Below are 24723 nucleotides of genomic sequence, written 5' to 3'. Positions count from 1 at the left end.
CCTCAAACCGGGGCGGCGTCATGGACGAGGCCGCGGGCCTTCAGCCGGGCCCAGAACCCGTCCGGGACCGGCTCCGCGAACCAGGCGGCGTTGGCCTCGACCTGCGCGGCGTTGCGGGCCCCGGTGACGAGGGTGAGTGCGGCCGGGTGCAGCAGGGGGAATTGCAAAGCCGCCGCCTCCAGCCGCACGCCCTCCTCCTCGCACGCCGCGCGCAGGGCCTGCGTCCTCGCCACGAGGGCAGGCGGCGCGTCGGCGTAGTTGAACTTGGCCTTGCCGGCGAGGAGCCCCGAATTGAACGCGCCGGCGACCACGATCCCGACGCCGCGGCGGGCGCATTCGTCCATCAGCGGCAGGCTGTCCTGTTCGAGGAGGGTGTAGCGGCCGGCCAGCATGCACAGGTCGAGATCGGCCACTTGAATCGCCTCCGCGACGATCTCCCACTCGTTGACGCCGAGCCCGATCCCCCGCACGGCGCCCTCCTCGCGCAGCCGCATCAGGGCCCGGAAGCCGCCGCCGGTCGTCAGCTGCTCCCAGGTCTGAGCGTGGCGCTCGCCGTGGGTCACGCGGCCGATGTCGTGGACGTAGAGGATGTCGGGCGCGAGAATGCCGAGGCGCTGCCGGCTCGCCTCGAAGGAGCGCAGGATGCCGTCGTGGCTGTAATCGAAGGTCGGGCGGAACGGCAGCGGATCGGCGTAGCCCTCCTCCATCGCGCCGACGGTCGGATCCGGCACCATCACGCGGCCGACCTTGGTGCTGACGACGTAGTCGCTGCGGGGCTCCTCCGTCAGGAACGTGCCGAGGCGGCGCTCCGAGCGGGTGAAGCCGTAGAACGGCGCGGTGTCGTAGTAGCGGATGCCCCGGTCCCAGGCCGCCCGGAACGCGCCGGCGGCCTCTTCGAGGCTCGTCGGCCGGTAGAGGCCGCCCATCTGCGCGCAGCCGAGCCCGAGGGCGGTGACAGTGAGGCCGGTGCGGGCGTGGATGCGGGGGGTAGCGGGGTGCATGGGGGTCCTCGGGGATCGGGGCAGCGGCTACGGTCGCGCGATGGAGGCCGACCGTTCTCATCCTCTACCCCATCCTGGGGCTGCGAAGGCGAAAGCCGGGATGCCGTGGGGGAGATGTCGACGGATGGGCCAGATCGAGCGGCACACCGGTCATCCGATTTCCGCTTGATCCGGTCAGATAAGATTGAGCGCGTCTCCCCTCTCCAGGCGATGCCGGGCTTGCCAGAGATCCTTGCCCGGTAGCGCGGTAAGGTGTGGGAGAGGGGATTCCGCGCTCTACTTGCTTCGGAACGGATCAAACGGAGACGGTATCACTCCCCCGACGCCTCCGGCAGATACCCCGCCATCCGCAACGCCGCCTCGACCGCGTCGCACAGAGCCCCCTCGGGATCGTCGTTGACCGCTGCCGGCGGCGTGAGCGGCACCATCGGCGCGAACCGCGCGACCTCCTCGGGTGGAGCGGCCAGGACCGTCTCCTCCGGCGCCGTCTCGCGGTCGTCGGGCAGCCTGTGCGGACGCAAGGTGGAGATCAGCCGTCCGATCATTCGGGTCCCTCACGTCCTCCAGTTTATCGATGGCCGATATACAAGCCAAGCGTGCAGCATCGGTCGGGGCCGGGATGCAACGGCACGCACGCAAGAAACGTGCGCGCGGCCGGTTTCGATCCGCGCCCGGTCCCTGCCTTCTCACCCCCTGCCCTCTTCTCACGGGGACGCGCGCGCCCATCTCGGAACTCTCCCGAGACGTCAAGGAGCGCGCCGATGCCCTGGACCCCCGCCCTGATCCCGCCCCAGGCCGGGCGTCGCGCCATCGTCACCGGGGCGACGAGCGGCATCGGCTACGAGGCGGCCCTGGCGCTCGCCGGGGCCGGGGCCGAGATCGTGATCGCCGCCCGCGACCTCGCGAAGGCCGGGGCGACGGAAGCGGCGATCCGCCGGGTGCACCCGGCGGCCCGGATCGAGAGCCGCGCCCTCGATATCGCGCGCCTCGCCTCGGTGCGGGCCTTCGCGTCGGCGTGGGCGGCCGAGGGGCGGCCGATCGACATCCTGCTGCTCAATGCCGGCATCGCCGCGGTGCCGCGGCGCGAGGAGACCGAGGACGGGTTCGAGCGCCAGCTCGCCACCAACTACCTCGGCCACTTCGCCCTGACCGGGCTGCTGCTGCCGATCTTGCGGCCGCAAGCAGGGACGCGGGTCGTGGCGGTGGCGAGCATCGCCCACCGCTCAGGGCACATCGCCTTCGACGATCCGCATCTGCGCCGTACTTACGGCCCGCAGAGCGCCTACCGGCAGACCAAGCTGGCGATGCTGATGTTCTCCCTCGCGCTCGACCGACGCCTGCGCGCGGCCGGCTCCCCGGTCCGGTCGATCGCGGCCCATCCGGGGATCGCGGCGACGGCCATTGCCCGGCGGGGCGACCGGGCCGGGCGGCTCGCCGAGCGCATCGGGGCGGGTCTCCTCGGGCTCGTCGGACAATCCGCGGCGCGCGGCGCCCTGCCGCTGCTCTACGCCGCCGCGGCGCCCGAGGCGGAGGGCGGGCGCTATTACGGCCCGGACGGCGTGTGGGAGATCCGCGGCCAGGTCGGCCCGGCGCGGATCGCGCCCCATGCCGCCGATCCCGCGGCGGCGGCGCGGCTCTGGGCCCTGTCCGAGACGCTGACCGGCGTGACCTATCCGCTCTGACGCGCCGCCTACTCGTCGTCGTCCTCGTCGATCGACGGGGCCGGGAAGACCGGCGCGATGGAGGGCGCCACGACCGTCGGTCCCGTCGCGACCTGCGGGCGCGAGGGCATCATGCCGGCCGCGAAGGCGACGAAGCCCGCCGCGTCACGCAGGTCCCGGGGCTGGTGCGGATCGCGGGAGATCAGCTCGGCCTCGCGCTTCAGGCGGGCGTTGCAGGCTGGCGTGGCCATGCCGCCGCGGGGCGTGCAGGCGTCGTGCCGGGCACAGGCCGCGTCGAGGGCGTCGATCGGCGGCAGGGGCGCGTTGTTGCCCGGGCCGCAGTAATTGCCGTGGATGAGGAGGGCCGGCGGACGGCCGGACTGCGCCAAGGCAGGTGCGACGAGGACAGGTGCGACGAGGGCGGGCGCGGCGAGGCCGCAGGCGACGACGAGCGGAACGGCGAAGCGCATCGATCTGATCTCTCCGGTTGCCCCCCGCCAACCTTAGCGCAAAAGTCGAGTTCCGTCTTGCGTCCAACCGTCCCGCTTTCCGCCCGACGACTGGCATCGGGCGCGGACAGCCTGGACCATGGCAGGCTTTGTTTGAGTCGAGGGAGGCTTGCCTCCGGCCTCCGCCTGCCAAATGTAGGGCCGATGATCGCATCCGAATCCGATACGTCCGGGTCCCGCGAGCCGTCGGACGGCGGCCCGACCCTCGACGCGGCGAGCCGGGAGCGGCTCGGCCGCTACCTTCAGGCCCTCTACGAGCCCGTCCTCGACGAGGGTCTCGACCCGCGCCTCGCCGAGCTGATGCGCCAGCTCGACCGCGACCGGGCCGGGCTGGACGACGAGGGCCCGCCCCAGGGACCGGACCATTGAGGACTGCCCGCGCGGCTCCTGCCCTCGCGGCAAACCCACCCTAGTTTCACCCGCCGGGATCCGCGGAGGGGCATGGGCAGATGGGCCGCTGGGCGTGGGTGGGGAAGCGGGTCGTCCGGCAGGTCTGGTTCCGGGCGGCGCTGATCAGCCTGTTCGGCGTTGCCCTCGCGGTCGTCGCCGCCCTCGTCGGGCCGTTCCTGCCGGGGGACGTGCACGGCCGGCTCGGGCAGGACGCGGTCGGGACGATCCTCCAGATCATGGCCTCGAGCATGCTGGCGGTGACGACCTTCTCGCTCACCGCGATGGTCAGCGCCTACGGCTCGGCGACCCAGCTCGCGACGCCGCGGGCGACGCAGCTCCTTATCGGCGACCCGACCTCGCAGAACGCGCTCTCGACCTTCCTGGGCGCCTTCGTGTTCTCGGTGGTCGGCATCATCGGGCTGCAATCGAGCCTCTACGGCGACAGCGGGCGCGTCGTCCTGTTCGGCGGCACGGTGCTGGTCGTCGCGGTGGTGGTGGTCACGCTCCTGCGCTGGATCGGCCACATCACCGGCTTCGGGCGCATGGGCGACGTGATCGACCGCGTCGAGGAGGCCGCCGCCGAGGCGATGCGGGCCTTTTCCGCCGATCCGCGCCTCGGCGGCCGGCCGGCGATCCCGGTGCCCGCGGGCGCGAGGCCGGTCTTCGCCGACGAGACCGGCTACGTCACCCATATCGACGTGGCCTCCCTCGGGGCGGCCGCGGCGCGGCGGGGCCTCGTTCTGCACGTCGCGGCCCTGCCGGGCACCCTCGTCCACCCGACCCGGCCCCTGCTGCACGTCGAGGGCGACCTCGGAGAGGAGGGCAAGACGCTCGCGCACGCCTTCGCGATCGAGCGGCACCGGCGCTTCGACCAGGATCCGCGCCTCGGCCTGATCGCGCTCTCGGAGATCGCGAGCCGGGCGCTGGCACCGGCCACCAACGATCCCGGCACCGCCATCGAGGTGCTGAACGCGCTCCTGCGCGTCCTCCTGCACCTGCCGCCGGACGATCCGGAGGGCGAGGAGCTGGCCGAGCGGCCGCCGGTCCACGTGCCCCGGCCGATGCTCGACGACATGCTGACCGACGCCTTCCGGCCGCTGATCCGCGAGGGCACGGCCGAGATCGAGGTGACGATCCGGCTCGCCAAGACGCTGCAGGCCTTAGCCGACGCCCGGCCCTACGCGGCACCGTCGGTCGCCCGGATCGCCGGGCGGCTGGACCGGGCCGCCCGCGCGGCGATCACCGATCCGGCCGACCTCGCCGATTACGAGACGGCTCAGCGGTAGCCGGCCGCCTGCAATTCGAACAGCTCGGCGTAGCGCCCGCCCCGCGCCACCAGCGCCGCATGCGTGCCTTCCTCCAGCACCCGCCCGCCGGCGAGGACCACGATCCGGTCGGCCCGGCGGACGGTGGAGAAGCGGTGCGAGATCAGGAGCGCGGTGCGACCCGCCGCGAGGTCGCCGAAGCGGCGGAAGACCTCGGCCTCCGCTCCCGCATCGAGGGCCGCCGTCGGCTCGTCGAGGACCAGCATCGCGGCGTCGCGCCGGTAGGCCCGGGCGATCGCCACCTTCTGCCACTCGCCGCCCGACAATTCGACCCCGTCCTCGAAGCGCCGGCCGAGGCGCTGGTCGTACGCGCCCGGCAGCCGCTCGATCACCGCGTCGGCGAGCGCCCGCCTCGCTGCCGCCGCGATCCCGTCCCGGTCGGCCCGCGCCTCGATGCGCCCGACCGCGATGTTGTCGCCGGCCGTGAAGTCGAACCGCATGAAGTCCTGGAAGATCACGCCGATGCGGGCGCGCAACGAGTCGATGTCGTATTCGGCGAGGTCGCGGCCGTCGAGCAGGATGCGCCCTTCCGTCGGCGCGTAGAGGCGGGCGAGCAGCTTGACGATCGTGGTCTTGCCGGCGCCGTTCTCGCCCACCAGCGCCACCACCTCGCCGGCCCGGATGTGCAGGGACAAGTGGCGCACGGCCCAGCGGCTCTCGCCCGGATAGCGGTAGCCGACATCCTCGAACACGAAGCCCTGGTGCAGGCGCTCCGGCACCGCCCGCGTCCCGGAGCGGATGGTCGGCGCGATGGTGAAGAACGAGAACAGGTCGTCGAGATACTGCGCCTGGCCGAGGAGCTGCGAGGCGCCGAGCAGCAGCCCCTCGACGAGGCCGCGCAGGCGCAGGAATGCGCCGCCCAGGAAGGTGAGGTCGCCGACGGTGAGCGTGCCGGCGAGCGCCTCCCCGGCGATGACGAGGTAGGCGGCGTAATAGGCGAGCGTGCCGAGGCTCGCGAAGGCGCCACCGGCGAGCGCCCGGTGCCGGGCGAGCTCCCGGTTCTCGGCCAGCAGCCGTCCGGCGAGTTCGCGAAAGCGGTCCGAGAGGTGGGAGGCCAGGCCGAACAGCTTCACCTCCTTGGCGCTGTGCGCGTCGGCGCCGAGGTAGCGCAGGTAATGGGTCTCGCGCCGGTCCGGGCTGCGGCGCCAGGCCAGCCGATAGCCGCGGGCGTTGAAGTGCAGCTCGTTGAGGAAGGCCGGGATCAGGGCCAGCACCAGGAGCAGCACCAGCCCCGGCAGCATCGTGCCGACCGCCACCGCCAGGGTGATCGCCGTGACGAGGTCCTGCGCTTGACCGAGCAGCTGCCCGATCAGGTTCGAGCGCCAGGCGACCTGGCGCCGGGCCCGCTCGAGCTGGTCCTGCACCGCGCTGTCCTCGAACTGCTCGAGGTCGAGGGCGGCGGCATGCGCCATCAGGCGCAGGGTCGTGGCGTTGCCGACCTTTTCCGCCAGCACCCCGTCGACGTAGGAGGTCGCGCGGCCCAGCAGGTCCGAGACGAGAGCGAGCCCGAGCTCGATCCCGACGAGGAGCCCGACATGGTGCAGCCGCGGATTGGCGAGCCAGCCCTCCGCCGGCGGCGGACCCGCGCGCCCCGCCACCACCGCATCGACCACGAGCTTCGCCACGTAGAGCATCAGGGCGGGCAGCCCGGCACGCAGGAGGCGCAAGGTGAGGCTCGCGAGGGTGAGCCGCGGATCGGTCGCGAAGGCGAGGCGGAACAGGGCGGGGAGATGGCGCAGAGGCCCGAGCCGGGTCACGGCGGCGCGGCGCCAGGCGGTCAGGCGGCTGTCGGCGGGGATGTCCATGGGGGAGATATAGGCTCGCGAGGCTATCCGGCTGCGCCGACGTCAACCCTCCCCCCTCTGCGGGGGAGGGTGGCGAACGGAGTGAGCCGGGAGAGGGGAGCGCGACGCCGATCCAGTGGGCGCCCGTCATCATACGCGCGACCTCTCCGGAAGCGTCGTCCCCTCTCCCGGCCTGCTCCGCAGGCCACCCTCCCCCGCAGAGGGGGGAGGGTTCTCGCACGCGCCTCCAGCCCTGGTCATGAAAGGGATGCCCTTCCGCGAAGCGCGAGCCCGTTCCCCGGGAACTTCGCCGTTCGCACCGCGTCGACTCCCCGACAGAGCTTCACTGCCCCGAAAGGGATCCGACCATGGCCACCCGCCTCCTCACCCCCCTCCTCGCCCTCGCGCTCCTCGCCCCTCTCCCGGCCCTCGCCCAATCCTCCGTGAGCGAGACCGGCACCGGCGGCGGGCCGGCCTCGACGATCCGGGCGCCCAACACCAGCGCCGTCGGCCAGACCGTGCCGAAGCCCGGCAGCCTCGGGCCGGACGAGACCGGCACCGTCACCCCGCGCAACCGGCAGGAGGAGAAGCGCGAGGACCAGATCATGAAGGGCATCTGCATCGGCTGCTCGAAGTAGCGGCCGGAGCAGACCAGTCCTGCATCAGGGGACTTCCTCGCAGGATGGGACTTGCGGCGGGCGGGGTCGCGGCGGCATGACGCCGTGGCGCCTCTCTCAAGAAGAGTTCCAATGCCCGCCTATCGCTCCCGCACCACCACCCATGGCCGCAACATGGCCGGCGCCCGCGGCCTGTGGCGCGCCACCGGCATGAAGGACGCCGATTTCGGCAAGCCGATCATCGCGGTGGTGAACTCGTTCACGCAATTCGTGCCCGGCCACGTCCACCTGAAGGACCTCGGCCAGCTCGTCGCGCGGGAGATCGAGGCGGCGGGCGGCGTCGCCAAGGAGTTCAACACCATCGCGGTCGATGACGGCATCGCGATGGGCCATGACGGTATGCTCTACTCGCTGCCGTCCCGCGACCTGATCGCCGATTCGGTCGAGTACATGGTCAACGCGCATTGCGCCGACGCCATGGTGTGCATCTCGAACTGCGACAAGATCACCCCCGGCATGCTGATGGCGGCGCTCCGCCTCAACATCCCGGTGGTCTTCGTCTCCGGCGGGCCGATGGAGGCCGGCAAGGTCCACCTCTCGACCGGGATCAAGAAAGTCGACCTCGTCGACGCGATGATCGCCGCCGCCGACGACCGCGTCACCGACGAGGACGTGCAGGTCATCGAGCGCTCGGCCTGCCCGACCTGCGGCTCGTGCTCGGGCATGTTCACGGCGAACTCGATGAACTGCCTCACCGAGGCGCTCGGCCTCTCGCTCCCCGGCAACGGCTCGGCGCTGGCGACGCATGCCGACCGCAAGCGCCTCTTCGTCGAGGCCGGCCACCTCATCGTCGACCTCGCCCGGCGGCACTACGAGCAGGACGACGCCTCGGTGCTGCCCCGCGCGATCGCCTCGATGACGGCGTTCGAGAACGCCATGACCCTCGACATCGCCATGGGCGGCTCGACCAACACGGTGCTGCATCTCCTCGCCGCCGCCTACGAGGGCGAGGTGCCCTTCACCATGGCCGACATCGACCGGCTGTCGCGCCGGGTGCCGGTTTTGTGCAAGGTCGCGCCGGCGGTGGCCAACGTCCACATGGAGGACGTGCACCGCGCCGGCGGCATCATGGCGATCCTCGGCGAGCTCGACCGGGCCGGCCTCATCGACACGAGCGTCGGCAACGTCGCCGCCGGCACGCTGAAGGACGCGCTGGCGCGCTGGGACGTGCGCCAGACCGGCAGCGAGAGCGTGCGCGAGTTCTACCGCGCGGCGCCCGGCGGCGTGCCGACCCAGGTCGCGTTCAGCCAGGCTTCGCGCTTCGACGAGCTCGACCTCGACCGCGAGGCGGGCGTGGTGCGCGACGCCGCCCACGCCTACTCGCAGGATGGCGGCCTCGCGGTCCTCTACGGCAACCTCGCCGAGGACGGCTGCATCGTGAAGACGGCCGGGGTGGATGCCAGCATCCTAGCTTTCTCCGGCCCGGCCCACGTCTTCGAGAGCCAGGACGCGGCGGTGGACGGCATCCTGGGCGGCAAGGTGAAGGCCGGCGAGGTGGTGCTGATCCGCTACGAGGGCCCCCGCGGCGGCCCCGGCATGCAGGAGATGCTCTATCCGACGAGCTACCTGAAGTCGAAGGGCCTCGGCAAAGTCTGTGCGCTGGTCACCGACGGGCGCTTCTCGGGCGGCTCCTCGGGGCTCTCGATCGGCCACGTCTCGCCGGAAGCCGCCGAGGGCGGCCTCATCGGCCTCGTCGAGCAGGGCGACCGGATCGAGATCGACATCCCGAACCGGCGCATCCACCTCGCGGTCGATGCCGCCGAGATCGAGCGCCGGCGCGCGGCGCAAACGCCTAAGGGCTGGCAGCCCGCCACCCCGCGGAAGCGCAAGGTGAGCGCCGCGCTCCGGGCCTTCGCCAGCATGACCACCAGCGCCGCCCACGGGGCCGTGCGGAAGATCTGAGCCCGTGACGGTCGTGCGGCTGACGCCTCAAGAAGCCCGCCGGGTCGCCCTGGCGGCGCAAGGGTTTCATGCCGCACGGCCGGCCACAGTCGGGCACCGGCACCTCGCCGGCACGATCGACCGGCTCGGCCTGCACCAGATCGACAGCGTCAATGTTCTGGTGCGGGCGCATTACCTGCCGGCCTTCTCGCGGCTCGGCGCCTACGACACGACCCTCCTCGATCGCCGGGCCTGGGGCCCCAGGCGCGACCGGCGGCTGTTCGAGTACTGGGCGCATGAATGCTCGCTGCTGCCGCTGGCGCTCCACCCGCTGCTGCGCTGGCGCATGGAACGGGCCGACCGGGGGCAAGCCGGCTATACCGGCATGCGGGTCTTCGCCGGCGAGCGCCGGGCGGAGGCGATGACGCTGCTCGCGCGCCTGCGCGACGAGGGCCCGCTCTCGGCCTCCGATATCCAGACCGGCCGGGCCGGCTGGTGGGAGTGGAGCGAGCCCAAGCGCATGCTCGAATGGCTGTTCTACGCCGGCCACGTCACCACCGCGACCCGGCGGCGCAGCTTCGAGCGGGTCTACGACCTCACCGAGCGGGTGATCCCGCCGGACGTTCTTTCGCTGCCCGACGTGCCGGAGGCGGAGGCGCAAAGACAGTTGGTGGACCTCTCCGCCCGGGCGCTCGGGATCGCCACGGCCGCGGAACTGCGCGACTATTTCCGCCTCGATGCGTCCGATGCTGCGGTGGCAATCGCGCGGCTCGTCGAGGAGGGCACCCTCCTCCCGGCGGAGGTGCCCGGCTGGCCCTCCGCCTATCTCCATCGCGACGCGCAATGCCCGCGCCGCATCAAGGCTCGGGCGCTCCTTGCCCCCTTCGACCCCCTGGTCTGGGAGCGCGCCCGCACCGAGCGCCTGTTCGGCTTCCGCTACAGGATCGAGATCTACACCCCGGCGGCCCAGCGGCAGTACGGATATTACGTGCTGCCGTTCCTGTTCGGGGAGGAGCTGGTGGGGCGGGTGGATCTAAAGGCGGATCGGGCGGGGTCGCGGCTCGTAGTGCATGCGGTGCATTGGGAGCCGGGGGTGGTGGAGGGGGCGCTGGAGGCGTTGGAGGTGGAGTTGGGGGTTTTGGCGAGGTGGTTGAGATTGGAGACTGTGAACGATGGTTTATAACCTGGAATGTCAATCTAGAATAACTGCTTTACAAATCACTTTATCTTGTAAATAATAATTACCGATGCCAATTTAATTCGATAATTACGGCATTCATTTCGTAAACAGACTCAAATTTGTTGAATTGTATGAATACAGTACATTGATATAATATATAAAACTATGTTAATTAGTCCGATCAATAGAGTTACTGATAATATTTATTAATATAACGACTGCTCATATAATTATTTAATTATAAAGTCAAAATTTTTACCTTCTAGATATTATCTGTGTTGTAACATCCTCAATATCTGAAAGCACGTCACTCACCTTGCCAAGCATAGAAATTAAAATATCATAAAGACTTTCTCCATTAAAAGGAGAAAAATTATCAAACAAAACACGCACGCCAATATCTATTTTTGGCGCTTTAATTATACTTCCTGATCTAAAAAGATCTAATCGTTTTTCTCTTTCATTCCACCTTGGCTGCTCAATGGACAATGTTGAGCTATTAGAATCTCCAACGAAATGCGCGCTCGAAACGGCCAAATTCTGTACTCCTAAAGTGAAATCCAAAATTATCCTGTGATTTTTTATATTCCTCACCGTATCCAATCCATGGAGTAGCCTATCACCACCAGAGTAAGGCTTGAAGCGTAATGCTGCTTCAAATACCTCTGGGTGCACTTCGCTTTTGCTTCTTAACTTTCGCCTCGCATCTTTTTCATCTTTTCCAAATGGAAATTCTATTGCGTTGGGGTACGTCGGCTCGCGAGCACGAAGCGCTCGAACACTTGCATACATTGAGTGATCTAAGCTTGAACGAAGATTGTTGATGGCATCGAAGGCTATCACACCAATATCTTCATCCGGACCTCGGATTTGGCGAACGGCGTGAACAAAAGTACCCGGCGCGTCATCTTCGACAATAAAATATTCATAAGGCTTGCTCTCTGAAAAATTTCTTATAATCCTGCCTATAGTGTTGATGTGGCGATTCGCATTTCTAAAACTCCTCGCAGGAATCTCGAACGCCTCGTCTACACCTACCATATCATCCTCTATCGTATTCATACACAAGATTACTTTGGAGCCAAAATGGATACGAAAATAAAACATTAATTAAAAGATTATTTGTTATAAATTCCTAAACTCCAAATTAGTTGGCGCTTTCATTAAATTATTACTCGCCAGATGAGCTCTGAACACACGCTTCGGAATTTACGCTGACGTGACCATAAGGTGCCCTCAACTCACCTCCACCTGCACCACCCCCGGCACTGCCCGGAGCGCCCCCGCAATCTGCGGCGTCGCCTGATACTTCCCCCCCAGCTTCACCTCCACCTCCCGCTCCCCGCCATCGAGGATCAGGATCAGCGACACCTCCCCCTCCCCGCGCACCTGCAACCGCTGCTGCACGCTCGAAATCGGCCGCTCGTCGCGCAGGTAGATCCGCATGCCCTTCTGGTGGCGGGAGGCGGCCTGATCGAGGGGTTCGCAGGTCTGGATGCGGGCGCGCACGTCCTCGCCCTCGGTGCTGGCCTGGAGCTGGAGCACCAGGGCGGCGCCGGGCTCCAGCAGGTCGCGGTAATGCGAGAGCCCCTCGGAAAAGATGATCGCCTCGAAGTGGCCGGTCTGGTCGGAGAGCGTCACGATGCCGAGCTTGTTGCCGGTCTTGGTGCGGCGCTCGGCGCGGTCGAGCACGCTCGCCGCCACCCGGCCGACCGTGGAGCTGCCGGCGCGGACCGAGCGGCAGAACTCGGCCCAGGTCTGGACCCGGAGTTTTTGCAGCAGGTCGCCGTACTCGTCGAGCGGGTGGCCGGAGAGGAAGAAGCCGACGGCGTCGTATTCGCGCTTGAGCCGGTCGGCCATCGGCCAGGGCTCGTAGGGCGGGATGCGCAAGGACACCTCGGCCGCCGCGACGCCGCCGAACATGTCCATCATGCCGACGGTCTCGGCCTCGGCGGCGCCTTGGGCGAGGCGCATCATCGGCTCGACGGCGGCGAAGGCCTTGGCCCGGTCGGGCTCGATCGCGTCGAGGGCGCCGGCCGCCACCAGGTTTTCGAGCGTGCGCTTGTTGACGAGCTTCGGGTTGAGGCGCCGGGCGAAGTCGCCGAGATCGCGGAAGGGTCTGTCGCCGCGGGCCTGCACGATCGCCTCGACGGCGGCGCGGCCGACGCCCTTGATCGCGGCGAGCGCGTAACGGATCGCGCCGTCATGCACCTCGAAGGTGACGCCGGAGCGGTTGACATTCGGCGGCTCGACCTTGGTGCCGAGGCGCTGCGCGTCCTGGCGCAGTTCGGCGAGCTTGTCGGTGTTGTCGATGTCGAGCGACATCGAGGCGGCCATGAACTCGACCGGGTAATTCGCCTTGAGGTAGGCGGTCTGGTAGGTGATCAGCGCGTAGGCCGCGGCGTGCGACTTGTTGAAGCCGTAATCGGCGAACTTCGCCAGCAGGTCGAAGATCTCGTTGGCCTTGGCCTTGTCGAGGCCGCGCTCGACCGCGCCCTTCACGAAGCGGTCGCGCTGGGCGTCCATCTCCGCCTTGATCTTCTTGCCCATGGCGCGGCGCAGGAGGTCGGCGTCGCCGAGCGAGTAGCCGGCGAGGACCTTCGCCACCTCCATCACCTGTTCCTGGTAGACGATGATGCCGAAGGTCTCGGCGAGGATCGGCTCCAGCTTTTCGTGCGGGTACCAGTTCTTCTCGTTGCCGGCGTCGCGGCCGAGCTTGCGCTCGCAATAGACCGGGATGTTCGCCATCGGGCCCGGGCGGTAGAGCGCCACCAGGGCAATGATGTCCTCGAACCGGTCGGCGCACATCTCGACCAGCGCCTTGCGCATGCCGGCCGATTCCACCTGGAACACGCCGACCGTCTCGCCCTTGCGCAGGCGCTCGTAGGTGCGTTCGTCATCGATCGGCAGCGAGGGGAGATCGACCTCGATGCCGCGCAGCTTCAGCAGGTCGGTCGCGGCGCGCAGCACCGTCAGGGTCTTGAGGCCGAGGAAGTCGAACTTCACCAGCCCGGCCTGCTCGACCCACTTCATGTTGAACTGGGTCACCCGCATCCCGGTCTTCGGATCGCGGTAGAGCGGCACCAGTTCTTCCAGCGGCCGGTCGCCGATCACCACGCCGGCGGCGTGGGTCGAGGCGTGGCGGTGCAGGCCCTCGAGCTTCTTGGCGATGCTCATCAGCCGCGCGACGACCGGCTCCTCCTCGATCGCGCTCTGGAGCTTCGGCTCGCCCTCGATCGCCTGCGCGAGCGTCACGGGGTTGGCCGGGTTCTGCGGCACCAGCTTCGTCAGCTTGTCGACCTGGCCGTAGGGCATCTCCAGGACCCGGCCGACGTCGCGCAGCACGCCGCGGGCGAGCAGGGTGCCGAAGGTGATGATCTGGCCGACCTGCTCCTCGCCGTAGCGCTCCTGCACGTAGCGGATCACCCGCTCGCGGCCCTCGACGCAGAAATCGATGTCGAAATCCGGCATCGAGACGCGCTCGGGGTTGAGGAAGCGCTCAAACAGGAGGCCGAAGCGGATCGGGTCGAGGTCGGTGATGAGGAGCGACCACGCGACGAGGGATCCGGCGCCCGAGCCGCGGCCCGGCCCGACCGGGATGTCGTGCTCCTTGGCCCACTTGATGAAGTCCGAGACGATCAGGAAGTAGCCCGGGAACTTCATGTTGGTGATGACGCGGATCTCGTATTCGAGCCGGTCGCGATAGTCCTTCTCGGTCAGCCCCTCGGCCGGGCCGTGCTGACGCAGGCGCTCGGTCAGGCCCTCTTCCGCCTGCCGGCGCAGCTCGGCCGCCTCGTCGGGGGCGATCTCCTTCGCCACCGCGGTCGTGGCCGCGGCAGCGAGCGCCTGCTGGGCCGCGCCCTCCGGCGTGCCCTGCGCCGGGGTGGTGAGGCTGGGGGCGCCGAAGCTCGGCAGGATGGGTTTCCGGGTGCGCGCCCGGCAGGCGCAGCGCATCGCGATCTCGACGGTGGCCTGCAGCGCGTCGGGCAGGTCGCGAAACAGCTCGGCCATCTCGGCCCGGGTCTTGAAGGCGTGGCGCGGGGTCAGGCGCCGGCGCTTGTCGTCGGAAACGAGGCGGCCTTCGGCCACCGCGAGCAGCGCATCGTGCGCCTCGTAATCCTCGGGCTTGGCGAAATAGGGCTCGTTCGTCGCCACCAGCGACAGGCCGTGCCGGTCGGCCAGCCGGATCAGTTCGCCCTCGACCATGCGCTCGTCGGGCAGACCGTGGCGCTGCACCTCGACGTAGAGCCCGTCCTCGCCGAAGGCGGTCTTCAGGGCTTCGAGGCGGGCCAGCGCCAGCTCGGTCCGGCCGGCGCGCAAGGCCGTATCGACCGGGCCGCCCATGCCGCCGGTGAGCGCGACGAGCCCGCCCGCGCATTCGGCCAGCGCCTGCGCGGTGACGCGGGGCGATTCGCCGATCTCGTTGTCGAAGTAGGCCCGGCTCGCGAGGCGCAGCAGGTGGCCGTAGCCGGTCTCGTCCTTGGCGAGCAGCACGATGTGCGGGTGGACGGCGCTGAGCTTGGCGCCGGCCTCCGGCGCCTCGAAGGCGACGCTCAGCTGCATCCCGGCGATCGGCTGGAGGCCTGAGCCGGCCGCCTTCTCGGAGAATTCGAGCGCGCCGAACAGGTTGTTGGTGTCGGTGAGCGCCAGCGCCGGCTGCCGGTCGGCGCAGGCGGCCTTCACGAGGTCGCCGATCTTCAGCGCCCCCTCGAGCAGCGAGTATGAGGAGTGGACGTGCAGGTGGACGTAGCCGACGGGCTTCAGGATCTGCAAGGCGACTCACTCCGACGCGTAAGCGGGGAAGGATTCCCGCCCGAGCCCGGAGAGTCACGACCCGGAGCGCCTCACCGGGCCGAAAATCGCGGGGGATTCACCGCGGAATCGATGGAACCTCCCTTGCCGTTGCCGTGCGGCAACGCGCTGCGTCAGTGCATCGGCGACAACGCCACCGCCCACATCACGATCGCGCCGGTGAGCAGGCCCATCGAGGCGACCTCCGTGACAGCGAGGAGGATCTTGGGTATGTTCATGGTCTGTCCCCTTTCGTCGGCCCGATGTTTGTTCTTGTTTTGTTCCATGTCAAAGGGGGATCGGCCCGGATCCGCTCGCGGTGGTGAACGGTTGGTTGACAGACCGGGACGCGGGGCGCCCCGGGGTGGGGCCCGGGGGTATGTCGCAGGCGCGTTGCGGGTCGGTCGCCCACGGCCTATCTAAGCGCAACCTTGACGGTGGGTCGCCGGCCCGCCGGGAGTCATCGGTTTTCTAATTCAAGCACGAGGTGGCGCATGGCGCGCGACGTGTCCGACGCGACCCCGCTCAGCGCGCGGTCCGAGCTGATCGAGTGGTTTGCCGCCGGCGAGAAGCCGCACGACGCCTTCGCCATCGGGACCGAGCACGAGAAGGTCCCGTTCTACCGCGCTGACCTCTCGCCGGTGCCCTACGAGGGCGAGCGCGGCATCGAGGCCCTGCTGGAGGGCCTGCGGGCGATCACCGGCTGGGAGACGATCGAGGATGCCGGCCAGGTGATCGGCCTCGCGGCGGTCGAGGGCGGGGGCGCGATCTCCCTCGAGCCCGGCGGCCAGTTCGAGCTCTCGGGCGCGCCGCTGCCGGACGTCCACGCCACCGCCCACGAGCTGAGCCAGCACCTCGACGCGGTGGCCCGAGCCGCCGACCCTCTCGGCATCGGCTTCCTCACCCTCGGCATGAGCCCGAAATGGACTCAAGGCGAGACGCCCGTGATGCCGAAGAGCCGCTACCGCATCATGAAGGGCTACATGCCCAAGGTCGGGAGCCTGGGCCTCGACATGATGCTGCGCACCGCCACCGTGCAGGTGAACCTCGACTTTTCGTCCGAGGCCGACATGGTGACGAAGATGCGGGTCGGCCTCGCGCTGCAGCCGGTGGCGACCGCGCTCTTCGCCAACTCGCCCTTCACCGACGGCAAGCCCAACGGCTTCCTGTCGCGGCGCTCCGAGATCTGGCGCGACACCGACCGCGACCGCACCGGCATGCTGCCCTTCGCCTTCGACGACGGCTTCGGCTACGAGGCCTACGCGGACTGGCTGCTCGCCATGCCGATGTACTTCGTCAAGCGCGGCGAGACCTATCACGACGTCAGCGGCGCCTCGTTCCGCGACCTGATGGCGGGGCGGCTCGATGCCCTGCCGGGCGAGCGCGCCACGGTCTCGGACTGGGCCAACCACGCCTCGACCGCCTTCCCCGAGGTGCGCCTGAAGCGCTTCCTCGAGATGCGCGGGGCGGATGTCGGCGACGCCAACATGATCGCCGCGCAATCCGCCTTCTGGGCCGGGCTCTACTACGACCCGGCCGCCCTCGACGGCGCCTGGCAGCTGGTGCGCGAGCTGACGGCGGAGGAGCGCGAGACGATGCGGGCCGAAGTGCCGCGCCTCGGCCTCGACGCGCCGGCCGGCAAACGGCGCCTGCGGGATCTCGCACGCGACGCGCTGGCGCTCTCCGAATCGGGCCTGCGGGCGCGGGCGCGCCGCGACGCGCAGGGGCGCGACGAGACGCTCTACCTCGCCCCGCTCCAGGCCATCGCCGCCTCGCAGAGCCGCGCCGAGGACCTGCTTGCGCTCTATGACGGGCCGTGGAACCGCTCGGTCGATCCCGCCTTCGGCGCCTGCGCGTTCTGAGGGTTCGCTCGTCCTGGCAATTGCAGGGCGAGCGATTGCCGAAGACGAGAATGAGACCCTCCTGGTCATCCCGGGGCCGCGCAGCGGAACCCGGGATCCATAACCGCCGACGCTTCAGGATGAAGCGGAGCGCCTGAAGCGAGTTCTGCACGGTCAGCGGTTATGGATCCCGGGTTCTCGACTTCGTCGAGCCCCGGGATGACGCGGAGGATGGGAGTTCTGCAAGAGTTCAGCGATCGGGCGCCCGGGCGGAAACCGGCGCCGCTCGCCCTATCGGGCCGGTCACGCGGGCGGCGATCCGGCGAATGCTCAAGCTTATCCGTGGCGCGCAAGCGTAGCCGCTACCGATTGACCATCCGTCATTTCGCACCGAATCTTGGAACAGAGGCCGGCCCTTGCCCGTTCTTGAGGCCTACGGGACATGGTCCTCACACGATCGGAGACATCTTTTATGTCGCGCATCACCACTCTCGCCCTCGCGGCCGGCGCCGCCGCCGCCCTGACCGCCGGCACCGTCGGGGCGCAGGCCGCCCCGCTGCCGGCCGCCACCTCGGCCGCCATCGCCGGCTCGGGCGCGACCGTCGACCAAGTGCGCTGGCGCGGTGGCGGCTATTACGGCGGCGGCTACCGCGGCTATCGCGGCTACGGCTATCGCCGCGGCATCGGCGCCGGCGGCGCGCTCGCAGCCGGTGCGGCGCTCGGCATCATCGGCGGCGCCATCGCGGCCGGCTCGGCGTCGTCCTACGGCTACGGCGGCTACCCGGCCTACGGTGGCTATTACGGCGGCGGCTACGCCCCGGTCGGCGGCTATGGCTACGGCTACAGCTATCCGTCCTACGGCTACAGCTACCCGGCCTACGGCGGCTATTACGGCTACGGCTACTGATCGCCGGACGTCCTGACCTGATGGAAGCCCGGCGCGGGACGCCCCCGCGCCGGGCTTTCTCGTTCGCGCCGGATGTGCTCAACCGGTCGACGGCGAGTTGTATTCAGGCGACCATGCGACACCACGACCTCGACCTGCGCGGGCTGAAATGCCCCCTGCCGGTCCTGCACACCGCCAAGGCCCTGCGCGGCCTCGCGCCGGGCGACGGCCTGTCGGTGCGCTGCACCGACCCGATGGCCGCCATCGACATCCCCAACCTGCTGCGCGAGCGTGGCGACCATCTCGACCGGATGCTGCGCGACGACGGGATCCTGACCTTCGAGATCCGCCGCGGCGCGGAGCCCGATGCCGAGGAGAGGACAGCGTGAGCCGAGACGAGACCCCGCCGCGCATTCTAGGCGCCCGCACGGTCTACGAGGGCTGGGCGCGCTACCTCGTGGCCGAGGTGCAGCTGCCGGACGGCACCCGGATCGGCCGCGAGGTCGAGGATCACGGGCCCGCCGTGGCGGTGCTGCCCTACGATCCCGAGCGCCGGGTCGCCATGCTCGTGCGGCAGTTCCGCACGCCGCCCTGCTTCGTCGACGGCACGGCCTCGGTTTTGGAAGCCCCGGCGGGCCTGCGCGACGAGGACGATCCGGAGACCTGCGCCCGGCGCGAGGCTTTCGAGGAAGTGGGCCTGCGCCTGCCGGTGCTGGAACCTGCCGGCCGGGTCTGGTCGCTGCCGGGTCTCTCGACCGAGCGGATGGACCTCTTCCTCGCACCCTACCGGGCCGCCGACCGCGAGGGCGCCGGCGGCGGCCTGGCGGAGGAGCACGAGAGCGTCGAGGTGGTGGAGGTGGCGCTCGCGGATCTCGCCGCCCTGGCAGAGCGGGGCGAACTCGCCGACATGAAGACGCTCTGCCTCGTCCAGACCCTGCGCCTGCGGCATCCGGAGCTGTTCGCGGAGCCATCCCGGCGGTGACCGGGCGGAGGGCATCGCCCGAAGGGCGATCTTGAGGCGAGCAGGCGGTGCCGGCATCCTGGCTCGCATCCTGAACGGACGGTGTACAAGCACCACCGTTCACGGTTTCGTGATCAGGGCTAGCGTCTCGTTCAGCAGCTGTTAACTTTGAGCGGTTCCGATAGCCCTCCGTCGCAGGGGCCTCGACAGGAGACGCCGATGTTCAGCATTGGACCCTTCCACCGTCCGACCGGCCAGCCCGCTGGTTACTACAGCTCGCTCCTCCCGCTGGAGCCCGAGCCGCTGGATCTCGCTCCGGCCGCGCCGCACGCCCCCGGGGCAACTCCCGCAGCAATTCCGGCGGAGCCGAGCATGACGCGCCACGCCGTCTCGATGCTGGTCCTGCTCTGCCTCACTCTCGCGGTGCATTCGGCGGTGGGCTGGTGGACCCTGCCCGGCAAGGCCCCGCTCCTGGCGCCCTCCGCCCAGACCGCGCCGACGATCCACGTCTCGAGCGTCCGATCGCCGTCCTGAACCCGATTCCTCTGACCTCCCCCTGCGGCACTTTTTCCTGAGATCCTGAGCCGGCGAAGCCGGATCCCGGGGCCGACCAGCACGTTGCCGGTCCGGTACGGGGAGATGGCGCGGCGCCCTTCCTCCCCCGACTGTACTTTGGTCAAGATCGTGTCGAGAAGCCGGCGGTTTCGCGGTCACCCCTCTTGCGCGCGTCCGCCGTTTCGTTAACGTCACGTTCAAATCCAAGAAAATCAGTCGTGATTCGCGCAAGGGAGCCAGCGCATGTCCCAGGTCATTCGCGTCAAGCCCACCCAGGACGGCACCTACACGGTCTACCGCGGCGCGCTCGTGCTCGTCAGCGGCCTGACCCGTGCGCAGGCCGAGAGCTACGAGGCCTCGCTCGCCCAGAACGAGGGCAAGGACCAGCCGCTCCACTGACCCGCGACGCGCCGCACGACGGCGCGTTCCGAATCCGGCGCTCGACGCGCCGGCCCGCGCCGACGACGCCATGCGCCGTCGGCTTCATCATGTGACGGCGTCGGGTGTTCTGTAGACTCTATCAGAGCTACGCACAGCGCAGGGCTGCATCGGCGATCCATAGATTGATGGAACTTTCGGCGTCTGCTCAGTCCTGTCGACACACGTGACATCCTTTGCCATTCGGGCCGCGCTGTAGAGCCCAGCGTGTCGAAGGCAAATCTGAAACCTTGGATGGATCAGGACTGAGCGGCTGGCGTGCCGCTCTGTCCTGCGCCGTCCGGGAGCCTGTTCGATCAAAAGCGTCAAACGGTTCACCGCACAGGCCGATATCCCTCGGCGTCATCCCGGGGCTCCCCGCAGGCGAGAACCCGGGATCCATAACCGCTGATGGTGCAGAACACGGCTCGACGCGTTCCGCCTCATCCTCAAAATTCGGCGACTATGGATCCCGGGTTCCGCTGCGCGGCCCCGGGATGACCCTGTGGGTATCAATAACGTCGAGTCCAGTCGATCGAGCCACATCGAAACAGATCTGAGCAGTCTCGGCTGCGATTTCATACTGAGATCGTCGCTGAGACAGCCCACCACTTCTCGCGACCTGTCATCCTCGATACGGGCACGGACGACATCTCACCGCCCGGTCCATTGCGGCGGACGCTTGCCCAGGAAGGCCTCCATCCCCTCGCGGAAATCCGCGCTCGTGTAGCATTGCAGGATCAGGTCGTCGCCGGACTCGGACGGCGCCCCGTCGCGCACCCGGCGCAGGCCCTCCTTGGTGGCGGCGAGCGTCAGCGGCGCGTGGCCGGCGACCAGGCGGGCCAGCGCCGTCGCCCGCTCGGCAAGGGCGCCCGCATCCTCCACCACCTCGCTCACCAGGCCGATCGCCCGGGCCTCCTCCGCCTCGACCAGGCGGGCGGTGAAGATCATCTCCTTGACGCGCGCCGCGCCGACGAGCGCCGAGAGCCGGCGCAGGTTGCCGACCGAGAGGCAGTTGCCGAGGGTGCGGGCGATCGGGAAGCCGAACCGGGCGTCCCGCGTGGCGATGCGCAGGTCGCAGGCGGCGGCGATGGCCGCGCCGCCGCCGGTGCAGGCTCCGGCCACCGCCGCGATGGTCGGCTTGGCGCAGCGTTCGAGCGCGCCGAGCACCCGGTCCATGAAGCGCTCGTAGCCGAGCGCGTCCTCGGGCGTCGAGAAGGCGCGGAACTGCGCGATATCGGTGCCGGCCGCGAAGGCGCGCCCGCCCGCCCCCTGGATCACCACCGCGCGGATCGCCGGATCGGCGTCGATCGCCTCGGCCAGGCCGTGCAGGCGCTCGTACATCGCGAAGGTCAGGGCGTTGCGCGCCTGCGGCCGGTTGAGGGTGATCCGGGCGATGCCCTCGGCATCGACCGCGTAGAGCAGTTCGTCGGTCTCGGTCAAGGCGGGCTCGGTCATGGCGTTGATCCGTGCGGCGGGTCTCCGCGACCCTAACGCCCGCGTCGCGTCCCGTCTTCCACCGGCGTGAGCCGAACGCGAACGCCCGCGTGACGTTGATGCGCGACGTGAATCAGGGAGACGGCGCGTGAGCAAGCAGCACGAATCCAAGACCGGCGACCACACCGACGACCACGAGGAGACCTACGCGGCCTTCCGCGAGGCGGTGAACATGGCGCCCGGCGAGCTGGAAAAATGGCTCGACACCGAGGAGAGCCGGTCGGTCGGCTGGAGCGACGGCGCCAAGAAGGAGAGCGCGAAGGGCGGCGAATCGGTCGGCCACCACCAGGGGCGCCGGATCGTCGAGATCAAGCACACCAAGAAGGCGGACCTCACCGACGACGACTACGCCGACATGCGCAAGGTCGCGGCCTACGTGAAGCGCCACCTCGCGCAAGGAGGGCCGAAGGAGGACGTGAAGACCTCGCGCTGGCGCTACTCCCTCATGAACTGGGGCCACGATCCGCTCAAAGATTGAGGCAATTCCACCGCCGCGACACGGTGGCGCGGGGCGGAGCGCAAGTTTCTCCCGCGCCGCTTCCCGCGCGAGAACTGTTTCCACGACCGGACCCATTGGCGAAACGAACCATGCTCCGGCCCCAGTTCGGCCCGGATCTTGCTGACCCTTGGCCGTACCCCAACGTCTTCGCATCGCCCCGGCGATGTGGCTGAGTGGGGTCAAGGACAAAGGGCGAAGCCCGGCCAGGCATGGGGGACCGGAATGAGGGGAGCGGGTGTGCGGCGGGGCCGTGGATGGGTCGGCGCCGGTGTCGTGATGGCGTGCCTCGGGCTCGCCGGGATGGCGGGGGCCCTGACCCCGGCCTTCGGGGGCTTGTCGCGCAACCTCGAGGCGGTCCTCGATACGAGCCCCGACGGGCCGCCGGCCCGCGTCACCCTCGGCCCGGGCGGCCGCGACGCGCGGCTGTGGGGCGACCTCAACGACGGGACCGCCGAGCGCCTGCGCCGCCTGCTCGACGCGAATCCGGGCGTGACGCGGCTGCACCTGACCAGCGACGGCGGCCTCGTCGACGAGGGAACGGCGGTGGGCGCGCTCGTCGCCGCGCGGGGGCTCGTCACCTACGTGCCGGATTACTGCGTCTCGGCCTGCACGCTCGCCTTCGTGCGCGGGCGCGAGCGGCTGATCGTGGCCGACAGCCGCCTCGGCTTCCACGCCCCCTACGAGCCCGGGCTGTTCGGGCAGATGATCCCGGTCGATGCCAGCGACGAGCGCGGCCGCTACCTCGCGGCGGGCCTGGAGCCCGCCTTCGTCGAGCAGGCCCTCGCCACCCCGTCGCGGGACGTCTGGATTCCCGATTCCGCCCGCCTGCAGGCCGCCGGGGTCGTCACCGGCGTGGTCGGGCCGGGCGACCTGCCGGATTCGACCCTCGACGACGACGATTCGCCGGGCGGCGCCCGGGCGGCGGTTTTGCGCGCCGTCGATCTCCTCGCCGCCTTCGCGGGCCAGCGGCCGGGCGTGCTCGACGGCATCGCTGCCCGCTACCGCGAGGCCTACCGGCAGGGCCGCAGCGAGAGCGACGGCCTCGACCTGATTCGGACCGAGGCGGCAGGCGCCCTCAGGGCGGCCTTCGCGGGCGCCGACGACGCGACCCTCGCGGCCCTCGGCCGCCTCGTCCTCGACGCCATGGCGGCGAGCGGAAGCGAGGAGAGCTGCCGCACGATCGGCCGGGACGGCGACCTGCTCGCCGCCGCGGAAGCGCTGCCGGGCCGCCGGGGCGGCGTCGCGCGGATGCGCGCCCTCCTCGACCGGGCGCTCGCCGGGCCGGCGCCGATCGTGCCGGACGCCGCGCCGCATGCCCGCGCGCCCTCCCCCGGCTGCGCCGAACTGCGCCGGCGCCTCGCCGAGACCCTGGCCCGGGGCGACACCCTGCGGCTGCGGGAGGCCCTGTTCGGCCGCCATGCCCGGCGCCTGGAGGCCTCGGCCCTGCCGGGAGAGCCGTGACGCCGCGACCGATCGGCTCAGGGCCCGGATGAACCGGCTGCCGCCGCTGCCCGAGCCCGCGGCCGGCCTAGATCCGGGTCATGCCCCATTTCCCTCGCCTGACCCGCGCCGCCGGCCTCGACGCGCTCTCCGCCTTCCTGGCCGGCCCCGGCGCGGATTACGCCGCCGCCCGCAACACCGACCGCGGCCGGGCCGCACCGACGACCTCGGCGCTGTCGCCCTGGCTGCGCCGCCGGCTCCTCACCGAGGAGGAGGTCGCCCGCGCGGCGATCCGGGCGCTCGGCGAGCGCGGCGCGGAGAAGTTCGTGTCGGAGGTCTTCTGGCGCACCTACTTCAAGGGCCATCTCGAGACCCATCCCGAAGCCTGGGCGCGCTACCGCGCCGGGCGCGACGCCGCGCATGAACGCCTCGCCGCCGAGCCCGGCCTGCGCCGGACCTACGAGCGGGCGATCGCAGGGCAGACCGGGATCGACGGCTTCGACGACTGGGCGGTGCAGCTCGTCGAGGAGAACTGGCTGCACAACCACGCCCGGATGTGGTTTTCCTCGATCTGGATCTTCACCCTGGGCCTGCCCTGGGAGCTCGGGGCGGAGTTCTTCCTGCGCCACCTCCTCGACGGCGACCCGGCGAGCAACACCCTGTCCTGGCGCTGGGTCGCGGGCCTGCACACCCGGGGCAAGCCCTACGTCGCGCGGCGCAGCAACATCCGCGAGTTCACCGACGGTCGTCACGACCCCGCCGGCCTGAACGAGGGGGCCGCGTCCCTGGAGGAGGCGATGCCGCCCCGGGAGGTGCCGCCGGACTCGGTGGATCCCGCGCCGGAAGGCCCGGTCGCCCTGCTCCTCCACCTCGACGACCTGCATCCGGAGAGCCTGCCCCTCGGCGGGGCCCGGGTGACGCGTGTGGGCGGCCTGGTCGCCTCGGTCGAGGAGGCGGCGGAGCCGGTGCGCGCGGCGGACGAGGCGGCGATGGCGGATGCGCTGGAGCGCGCCGCCGCGCATTTCGGTTGCCCGGCGGGGCCGGTGCGGGAGGGCTGGGCCGGAGAGCTCCCGGTGGTGACGGCGTGGGCTCCCGTCGGTCCCTCGGCGGATGCCCTGCCGGCGGGGTGTCATCGCCTCCGCCGGGGCTGGGACGCGCGGGCCTGGCCGCTGTCGAATCGGGGGTATTCGCGTTTGCGCGGGGCAATTCCGAAGGTGATGGCAGGTTGAGGGTGCGGGGTTGCGCACTCATGTGCTGAGTTCACGGTCACCAGGGACCGGCTTTACCTGGCCAAACGGTATGAACACCCTCTGCATCATCCCGGGGCTGCGCAGCGGAACCCGGGATCCATAACCGCTGAGGTGCCCTGAAGAGGCGGGCAGCGTTCCGCTTTGTCCTGAAACGTTGGCGGTTATGGATCCCGGGTTC

22 protein-coding genes are annotated in these 24723 nt (G+C 69.6%); 15 read left to right on the top strand and 7 right to left on the bottom strand.

What is annotated here, in order from left to right; genetic code table 11:
• Positions 1–2: 2 nt before the first annotated feature.
• Positions 3–1001 carry an aldo/keto reductase gene (locus tag BM430_RS14895; protein ID WP_093568048.1) on the bottom strand — a complete coding sequence of 333 codons (999 nt, stop codon included), beginning with the start codon at positions 999–1001 and terminating at the stop codon, positions 3–5.
• Between the two features lie 311 nt (positions 1002–1312).
• Entirely contained in the window at positions 1313–1546 is a 234-nt protein-coding gene (locus BM430_RS14890) for a hypothetical protein (RefSeq protein ID WP_093568047.1), read from the bottom strand.
• Positions 1547–1762: 216 nt separating this feature from the next.
• Between BM430_RS14890 and BM430_RS14885 the strand changes: the two genes are divergently transcribed.
• The gene (locus tag BM430_RS14885; protein ID WP_093568046.1) at positions 1763–2683 is read left to right on the top strand and encodes an oxidoreductase; all 921 of its coding nucleotides are present in this window, start codon (positions 1763–1765) and stop codon (positions 2681–2683) included.
• An 8-nt stretch (positions 2684–2691) separates the two neighbouring features.
• Here BM430_RS14885 and BM430_RS14880 read toward each other — a convergent pair whose 3' ends face one another.
• A complete protein-coding gene (locus BM430_RS14880) occupies positions 2692–3132 on the bottom strand; it encodes a phospholipase A2 family protein (RefSeq protein WP_093568045.1) in 441 nt (146 codons plus the stop codon).
• 183 nt (positions 3133–3315) lie between these two features.
• Here BM430_RS14880 and BM430_RS14875 point away from each other — a divergent pair, with 183 nt between their 5' ends.
• Both BM430_RS14875 and BM430_RS14870 read left to right on the top strand, forming a co-directional pair.
• Positions 3316–3540, top strand: coding sequence for a hypothetical protein (locus BM430_RS14875; RefSeq protein ID WP_093568044.1), 225 nt, complete (start codon positions 3316–3318; stop codon positions 3538–3540).
• 80 nt (positions 3541–3620) lie between these two features.
• Positions 3621–4847 (top strand): DUF2254 domain-containing protein, encoded by a 1227-nt coding sequence (locus BM430_RS14870; RefSeq protein ID WP_093568043.1) that lies wholly within the window; start codon positions 3621–3623, stop codon positions 4845–4847.
• On the opposite strand, the gene BM430_RS14865 is transcribed toward BM430_RS14870, so the two are convergent.
• Positions 4838–6691 carry an ABC transporter ATP-binding protein gene (locus BM430_RS14865; protein ID WP_093568042.1) on the bottom strand — a complete coding sequence of 618 codons (1854 nt, stop codon included), beginning with the start codon at positions 6689–6691 and terminating at the stop codon, positions 4838–4840. The two genes, BM430_RS14870 and BM430_RS14865, sit on opposite strands and share 10 nt — an antisense overlap.
• A 347-nt stretch (positions 6692–7038) precedes the next feature.
• Here BM430_RS14865 and BM430_RS14860 point away from each other — a divergent pair, with 347 nt between their 5' ends.
• The 3 genes from BM430_RS14860 (at position 7039) to BM430_RS14850 (ending at position 10411) form a co-directional block, all read left to right on the top strand.
• Positions 7039–7308 carry a hypothetical protein gene (locus BM430_RS14860; RefSeq protein ID WP_093568041.1) on the top strand — a complete coding sequence of 90 codons (270 nt, stop codon included), beginning with the start codon at positions 7039–7041 and terminating at the stop codon, positions 7306–7308.
• A 111-nt stretch (positions 7309–7419) separates the two neighbouring features.
• Positions 7420–9249: a dihydroxy-acid dehydratase gene (gene ilvD, locus BM430_RS14855; RefSeq protein WP_093568040.1), complete on the top strand. Its 1830-nt coding sequence runs from the start codon at positions 7420–7422 to the stop codon at positions 9247–9249.
• A 4-nt stretch (positions 9250–9253) separates the two neighbouring features.
• Positions 9254–10411 carry a winged helix-turn-helix domain-containing protein gene (locus tag BM430_RS14850; RefSeq protein WP_093568039.1) on the top strand — a complete coding sequence of 386 codons (1158 nt, stop codon included), beginning with the start codon at positions 9254–9256 and terminating at the stop codon, positions 10409–10411.
• A gap of 252 nt (positions 10412–10663) precedes the next feature.
• On the opposite strand, the gene BM430_RS33990 is transcribed toward BM430_RS14850, so the two are convergent.
• A complete protein-coding gene (locus BM430_RS33990; protein ID WP_143132037.1) occupies positions 10664–11470 on the bottom strand; it encodes a hypothetical protein in 807 nt (268 codons plus the stop codon).
• Between the two features lie 174 nt (positions 11471–11644).
• Positions 11645–15181 (bottom strand): DNA polymerase III subunit alpha, encoded by a 3537-nt coding sequence (gene dnaE / locus BM430_RS14845; protein WP_093568038.1) that lies wholly within the window; start codon positions 15179–15181, stop codon positions 11645–11647.
• A 512-nt stretch (positions 15182–15693) separates the two neighbouring features.
• Here dnaE and BM430_RS14840 point away from each other — a divergent pair.
• From BM430_RS14840 to BM430_RS34715, 6 genes are all read left to right on the top strand, one after another.
• Positions 15694–17061 (top strand): glutamate--cysteine ligase, encoded by a 1368-nt coding sequence (locus BM430_RS14840; protein ID WP_093568037.1) that lies wholly within the window; start codon positions 15694–15696, stop codon positions 17059–17061.
• 451 nt (positions 17062–17512) lie between these two features.
• Positions 17513–17947, top strand: a complete 435-nt coding sequence (locus BM430_RS14835) for a hypothetical protein (protein WP_093568036.1) — start codon at positions 17513–17515, stop codon at positions 17945–17947.
• Between the two features lie 113 nt (positions 17948–18060).
• Positions 18061–18315, top strand: a complete 255-nt coding sequence (locus tag BM430_RS14830; RefSeq protein WP_093568035.1) for a sulfurtransferase TusA family protein — start codon at positions 18061–18063, stop codon at positions 18313–18315.
• Positions 18312–18908 carry an NUDIX domain-containing protein gene (locus tag BM430_RS14825; RefSeq protein WP_093568034.1) on the top strand — a complete coding sequence of 199 codons (597 nt, stop codon included), beginning with the start codon at positions 18312–18314 and terminating at the stop codon, positions 18906–18908. The genes BM430_RS14830 and BM430_RS14825 overlap by 4 nt, the downstream gene beginning before the upstream one ends.
• 198 nt (positions 18909–19106) lie before the next feature.
• Complete coding sequence (locus tag BM430_RS14820; protein WP_093568033.1) at positions 19107–19421, top strand: hypothetical protein; 315 nt, start codon at positions 19107–19109, stop codon at positions 19419–19421.
• A gap of 264 nt (positions 19422–19685) precedes the next feature.
• Positions 19686–19841, top strand: coding sequence for a hypothetical protein (locus tag BM430_RS34715; RefSeq protein ID WP_177303052.1), 156 nt, complete (start codon positions 19686–19688; stop codon positions 19839–19841).
• A gap of 672 nt (positions 19842–20513) precedes the next feature.
• On the opposite strand, the gene BM430_RS14815 is transcribed toward BM430_RS34715, so the two are convergent.
• Entirely contained in the window at positions 20514–21317 is an 804-nt protein-coding gene (locus tag BM430_RS14815; RefSeq protein WP_093568032.1) for an enoyl-CoA hydratase/isomerase family protein, read from the bottom strand.
• A gap of 127 nt (positions 21318–21444) precedes the next feature.
• Between BM430_RS14815 and BM430_RS14810 the strand changes: the two genes are divergently transcribed.
• The 3 genes from BM430_RS14810 to BM430_RS14800 all read left to right on the top strand — a co-directional run bounded on the left by BM430_RS14810 (position 21445) and on the right by BM430_RS14800 (position 24524).
• The gene (locus BM430_RS14810; RefSeq protein ID WP_280142277.1) at positions 21445–21834 is read left to right on the top strand and encodes a DUF3140 domain-containing protein; all 390 of its coding nucleotides are present in this window, start codon (positions 21445–21447) and stop codon (positions 21832–21834) included.
• A 297-nt stretch (positions 21835–22131) separates the two neighbouring features.
• Entirely contained in the window at positions 22132–23316 is a 1185-nt protein-coding gene (locus BM430_RS14805; protein ID WP_093568031.1) for a hypothetical protein, read from the top strand.
• An 80-nt stretch (positions 23317–23396) separates the two neighbouring features.
• Positions 23397–24524 carry an FAD-binding domain-containing protein gene (locus BM430_RS14800; RefSeq protein ID WP_093568030.1) on the top strand — a complete coding sequence of 376 codons (1128 nt, stop codon included), beginning with the start codon at positions 23397–23399 and terminating at the stop codon, positions 24522–24524.
• Positions 24525–24723 lie beyond the last annotated feature (199 nt).

Source organism: Methylobacterium sp. 174MFSha1.1 (genome assembly GCF_900116815.1).
In the GTDB taxonomy this organism is placed as follows: Bacteria; Pseudomonadota; Alphaproteobacteria; order Rhizobiales; family Beijerinckiaceae; genus Methylobacterium.
This window is presented reverse-complemented; position numbering and strand designations above follow the sequence as displayed.

Bases quoted from the DNA above. Each gene is read 5' to 3' on its own strand.
- BM430_RS14800 (WP_093568030.1), top strand. From the start codon at position 23,397: ATGCCCCATTTCCCTCGCCTGACCCGCGCCGCCGGCCTCGACGCGCTC.
- BM430_RS14865 (WP_093568042.1), bottom strand. From the start codon at position 6,691: ATGGACATCCCCGCCGACAGCCGCCTGACCGCCTGGCGCCGCGCCGCC.
- BM430_RS14815 (WP_093568032.1), bottom strand. From the start codon at position 21,317: ATGACCGAGCCCGCCTTGACCGAGACCGACGAACTGCTCTACGCGGTC.
- BM430_RS14805 (WP_093568031.1), top strand. From the start codon at position 22,132: ATGGCGTGCCTCGGGCTCGCCGGGATGGCGGGGGCCCTGACCCCGGCC.
- BM430_RS14880 (WP_093568045.1), bottom strand. From the start codon at position 3,132: ATGCGCTTCGCCGTTCCGCTCGTCGTCGCCTGCGGCCTCGCCGCGCCC.
- BM430_RS33990 (WP_143132037.1), bottom strand. From the start codon at position 11,470: ATGAATACGATAGAGGATGATATGGTAGGTGTAGACGAGGCGTTCGAG.
- BM430_RS14830 (WP_093568035.1), top strand. From the start codon at position 18,061: ATGCGACACCACGACCTCGACCTGCGCGGGCTGAAATGCCCCCTGCCG.
- BM430_RS14890 (WP_093568047.1), bottom strand. From the start codon at position 1,546: ATGATCGGACGGCTGATCTCCACCTTGCGTCCGCACAGGCTGCCCGAC.
- BM430_RS14895 (WP_093568048.1), bottom strand. From the start codon at position 1,001: ATGCACCCCGCTACCCCCCGCATCCACGCCCGCACCGGCCTCACTGTC.
- BM430_RS34715 (WP_177303052.1), top strand. From the start codon at position 19,686: ATGTCCCAGGTCATTCGCGTCAAGCCCACCCAGGACGGCACCTACACG.
- ilvD (WP_093568040.1), top strand. From the start codon at position 7,420: ATGCCCGCCTATCGCTCCCGCACCACCACCCATGGCCGCAACATGGCC.
- BM430_RS14820 (WP_093568033.1), top strand. From the start codon at position 19,107: ATGTTCAGCATTGGACCCTTCCACCGTCCGACCGGCCAGCCCGCTGGT.
- BM430_RS14835 (WP_093568036.1), top strand. From the start codon at position 17,513: ATGTCGCGCATCACCACTCTCGCCCTCGCGGCCGGCGCCGCCGCCGCC.
- BM430_RS14870 (WP_093568043.1), top strand. From the start codon at position 3,621: ATGGGCCGCTGGGCGTGGGTGGGGAAGCGGGTCGTCCGGCAGGTCTGG.
- BM430_RS14885 (WP_093568046.1), top strand. From the start codon at position 1,763: ATGCCCTGGACCCCCGCCCTGATCCCGCCCCAGGCCGGGCGTCGCGCC.
- BM430_RS14860 (WP_093568041.1), top strand. From the start codon at position 7,039: ATGGCCACCCGCCTCCTCACCCCCCTCCTCGCCCTCGCGCTCCTCGCC.
- BM430_RS14875 (WP_093568044.1), top strand. From the start codon at position 3,316: ATGATCGCATCCGAATCCGATACGTCCGGGTCCCGCGAGCCGTCGGAC.
- BM430_RS14840 (WP_093568037.1), top strand. From the start codon at position 15,694: ATGGCGCGCGACGTGTCCGACGCGACCCCGCTCAGCGCGCGGTCCGAG.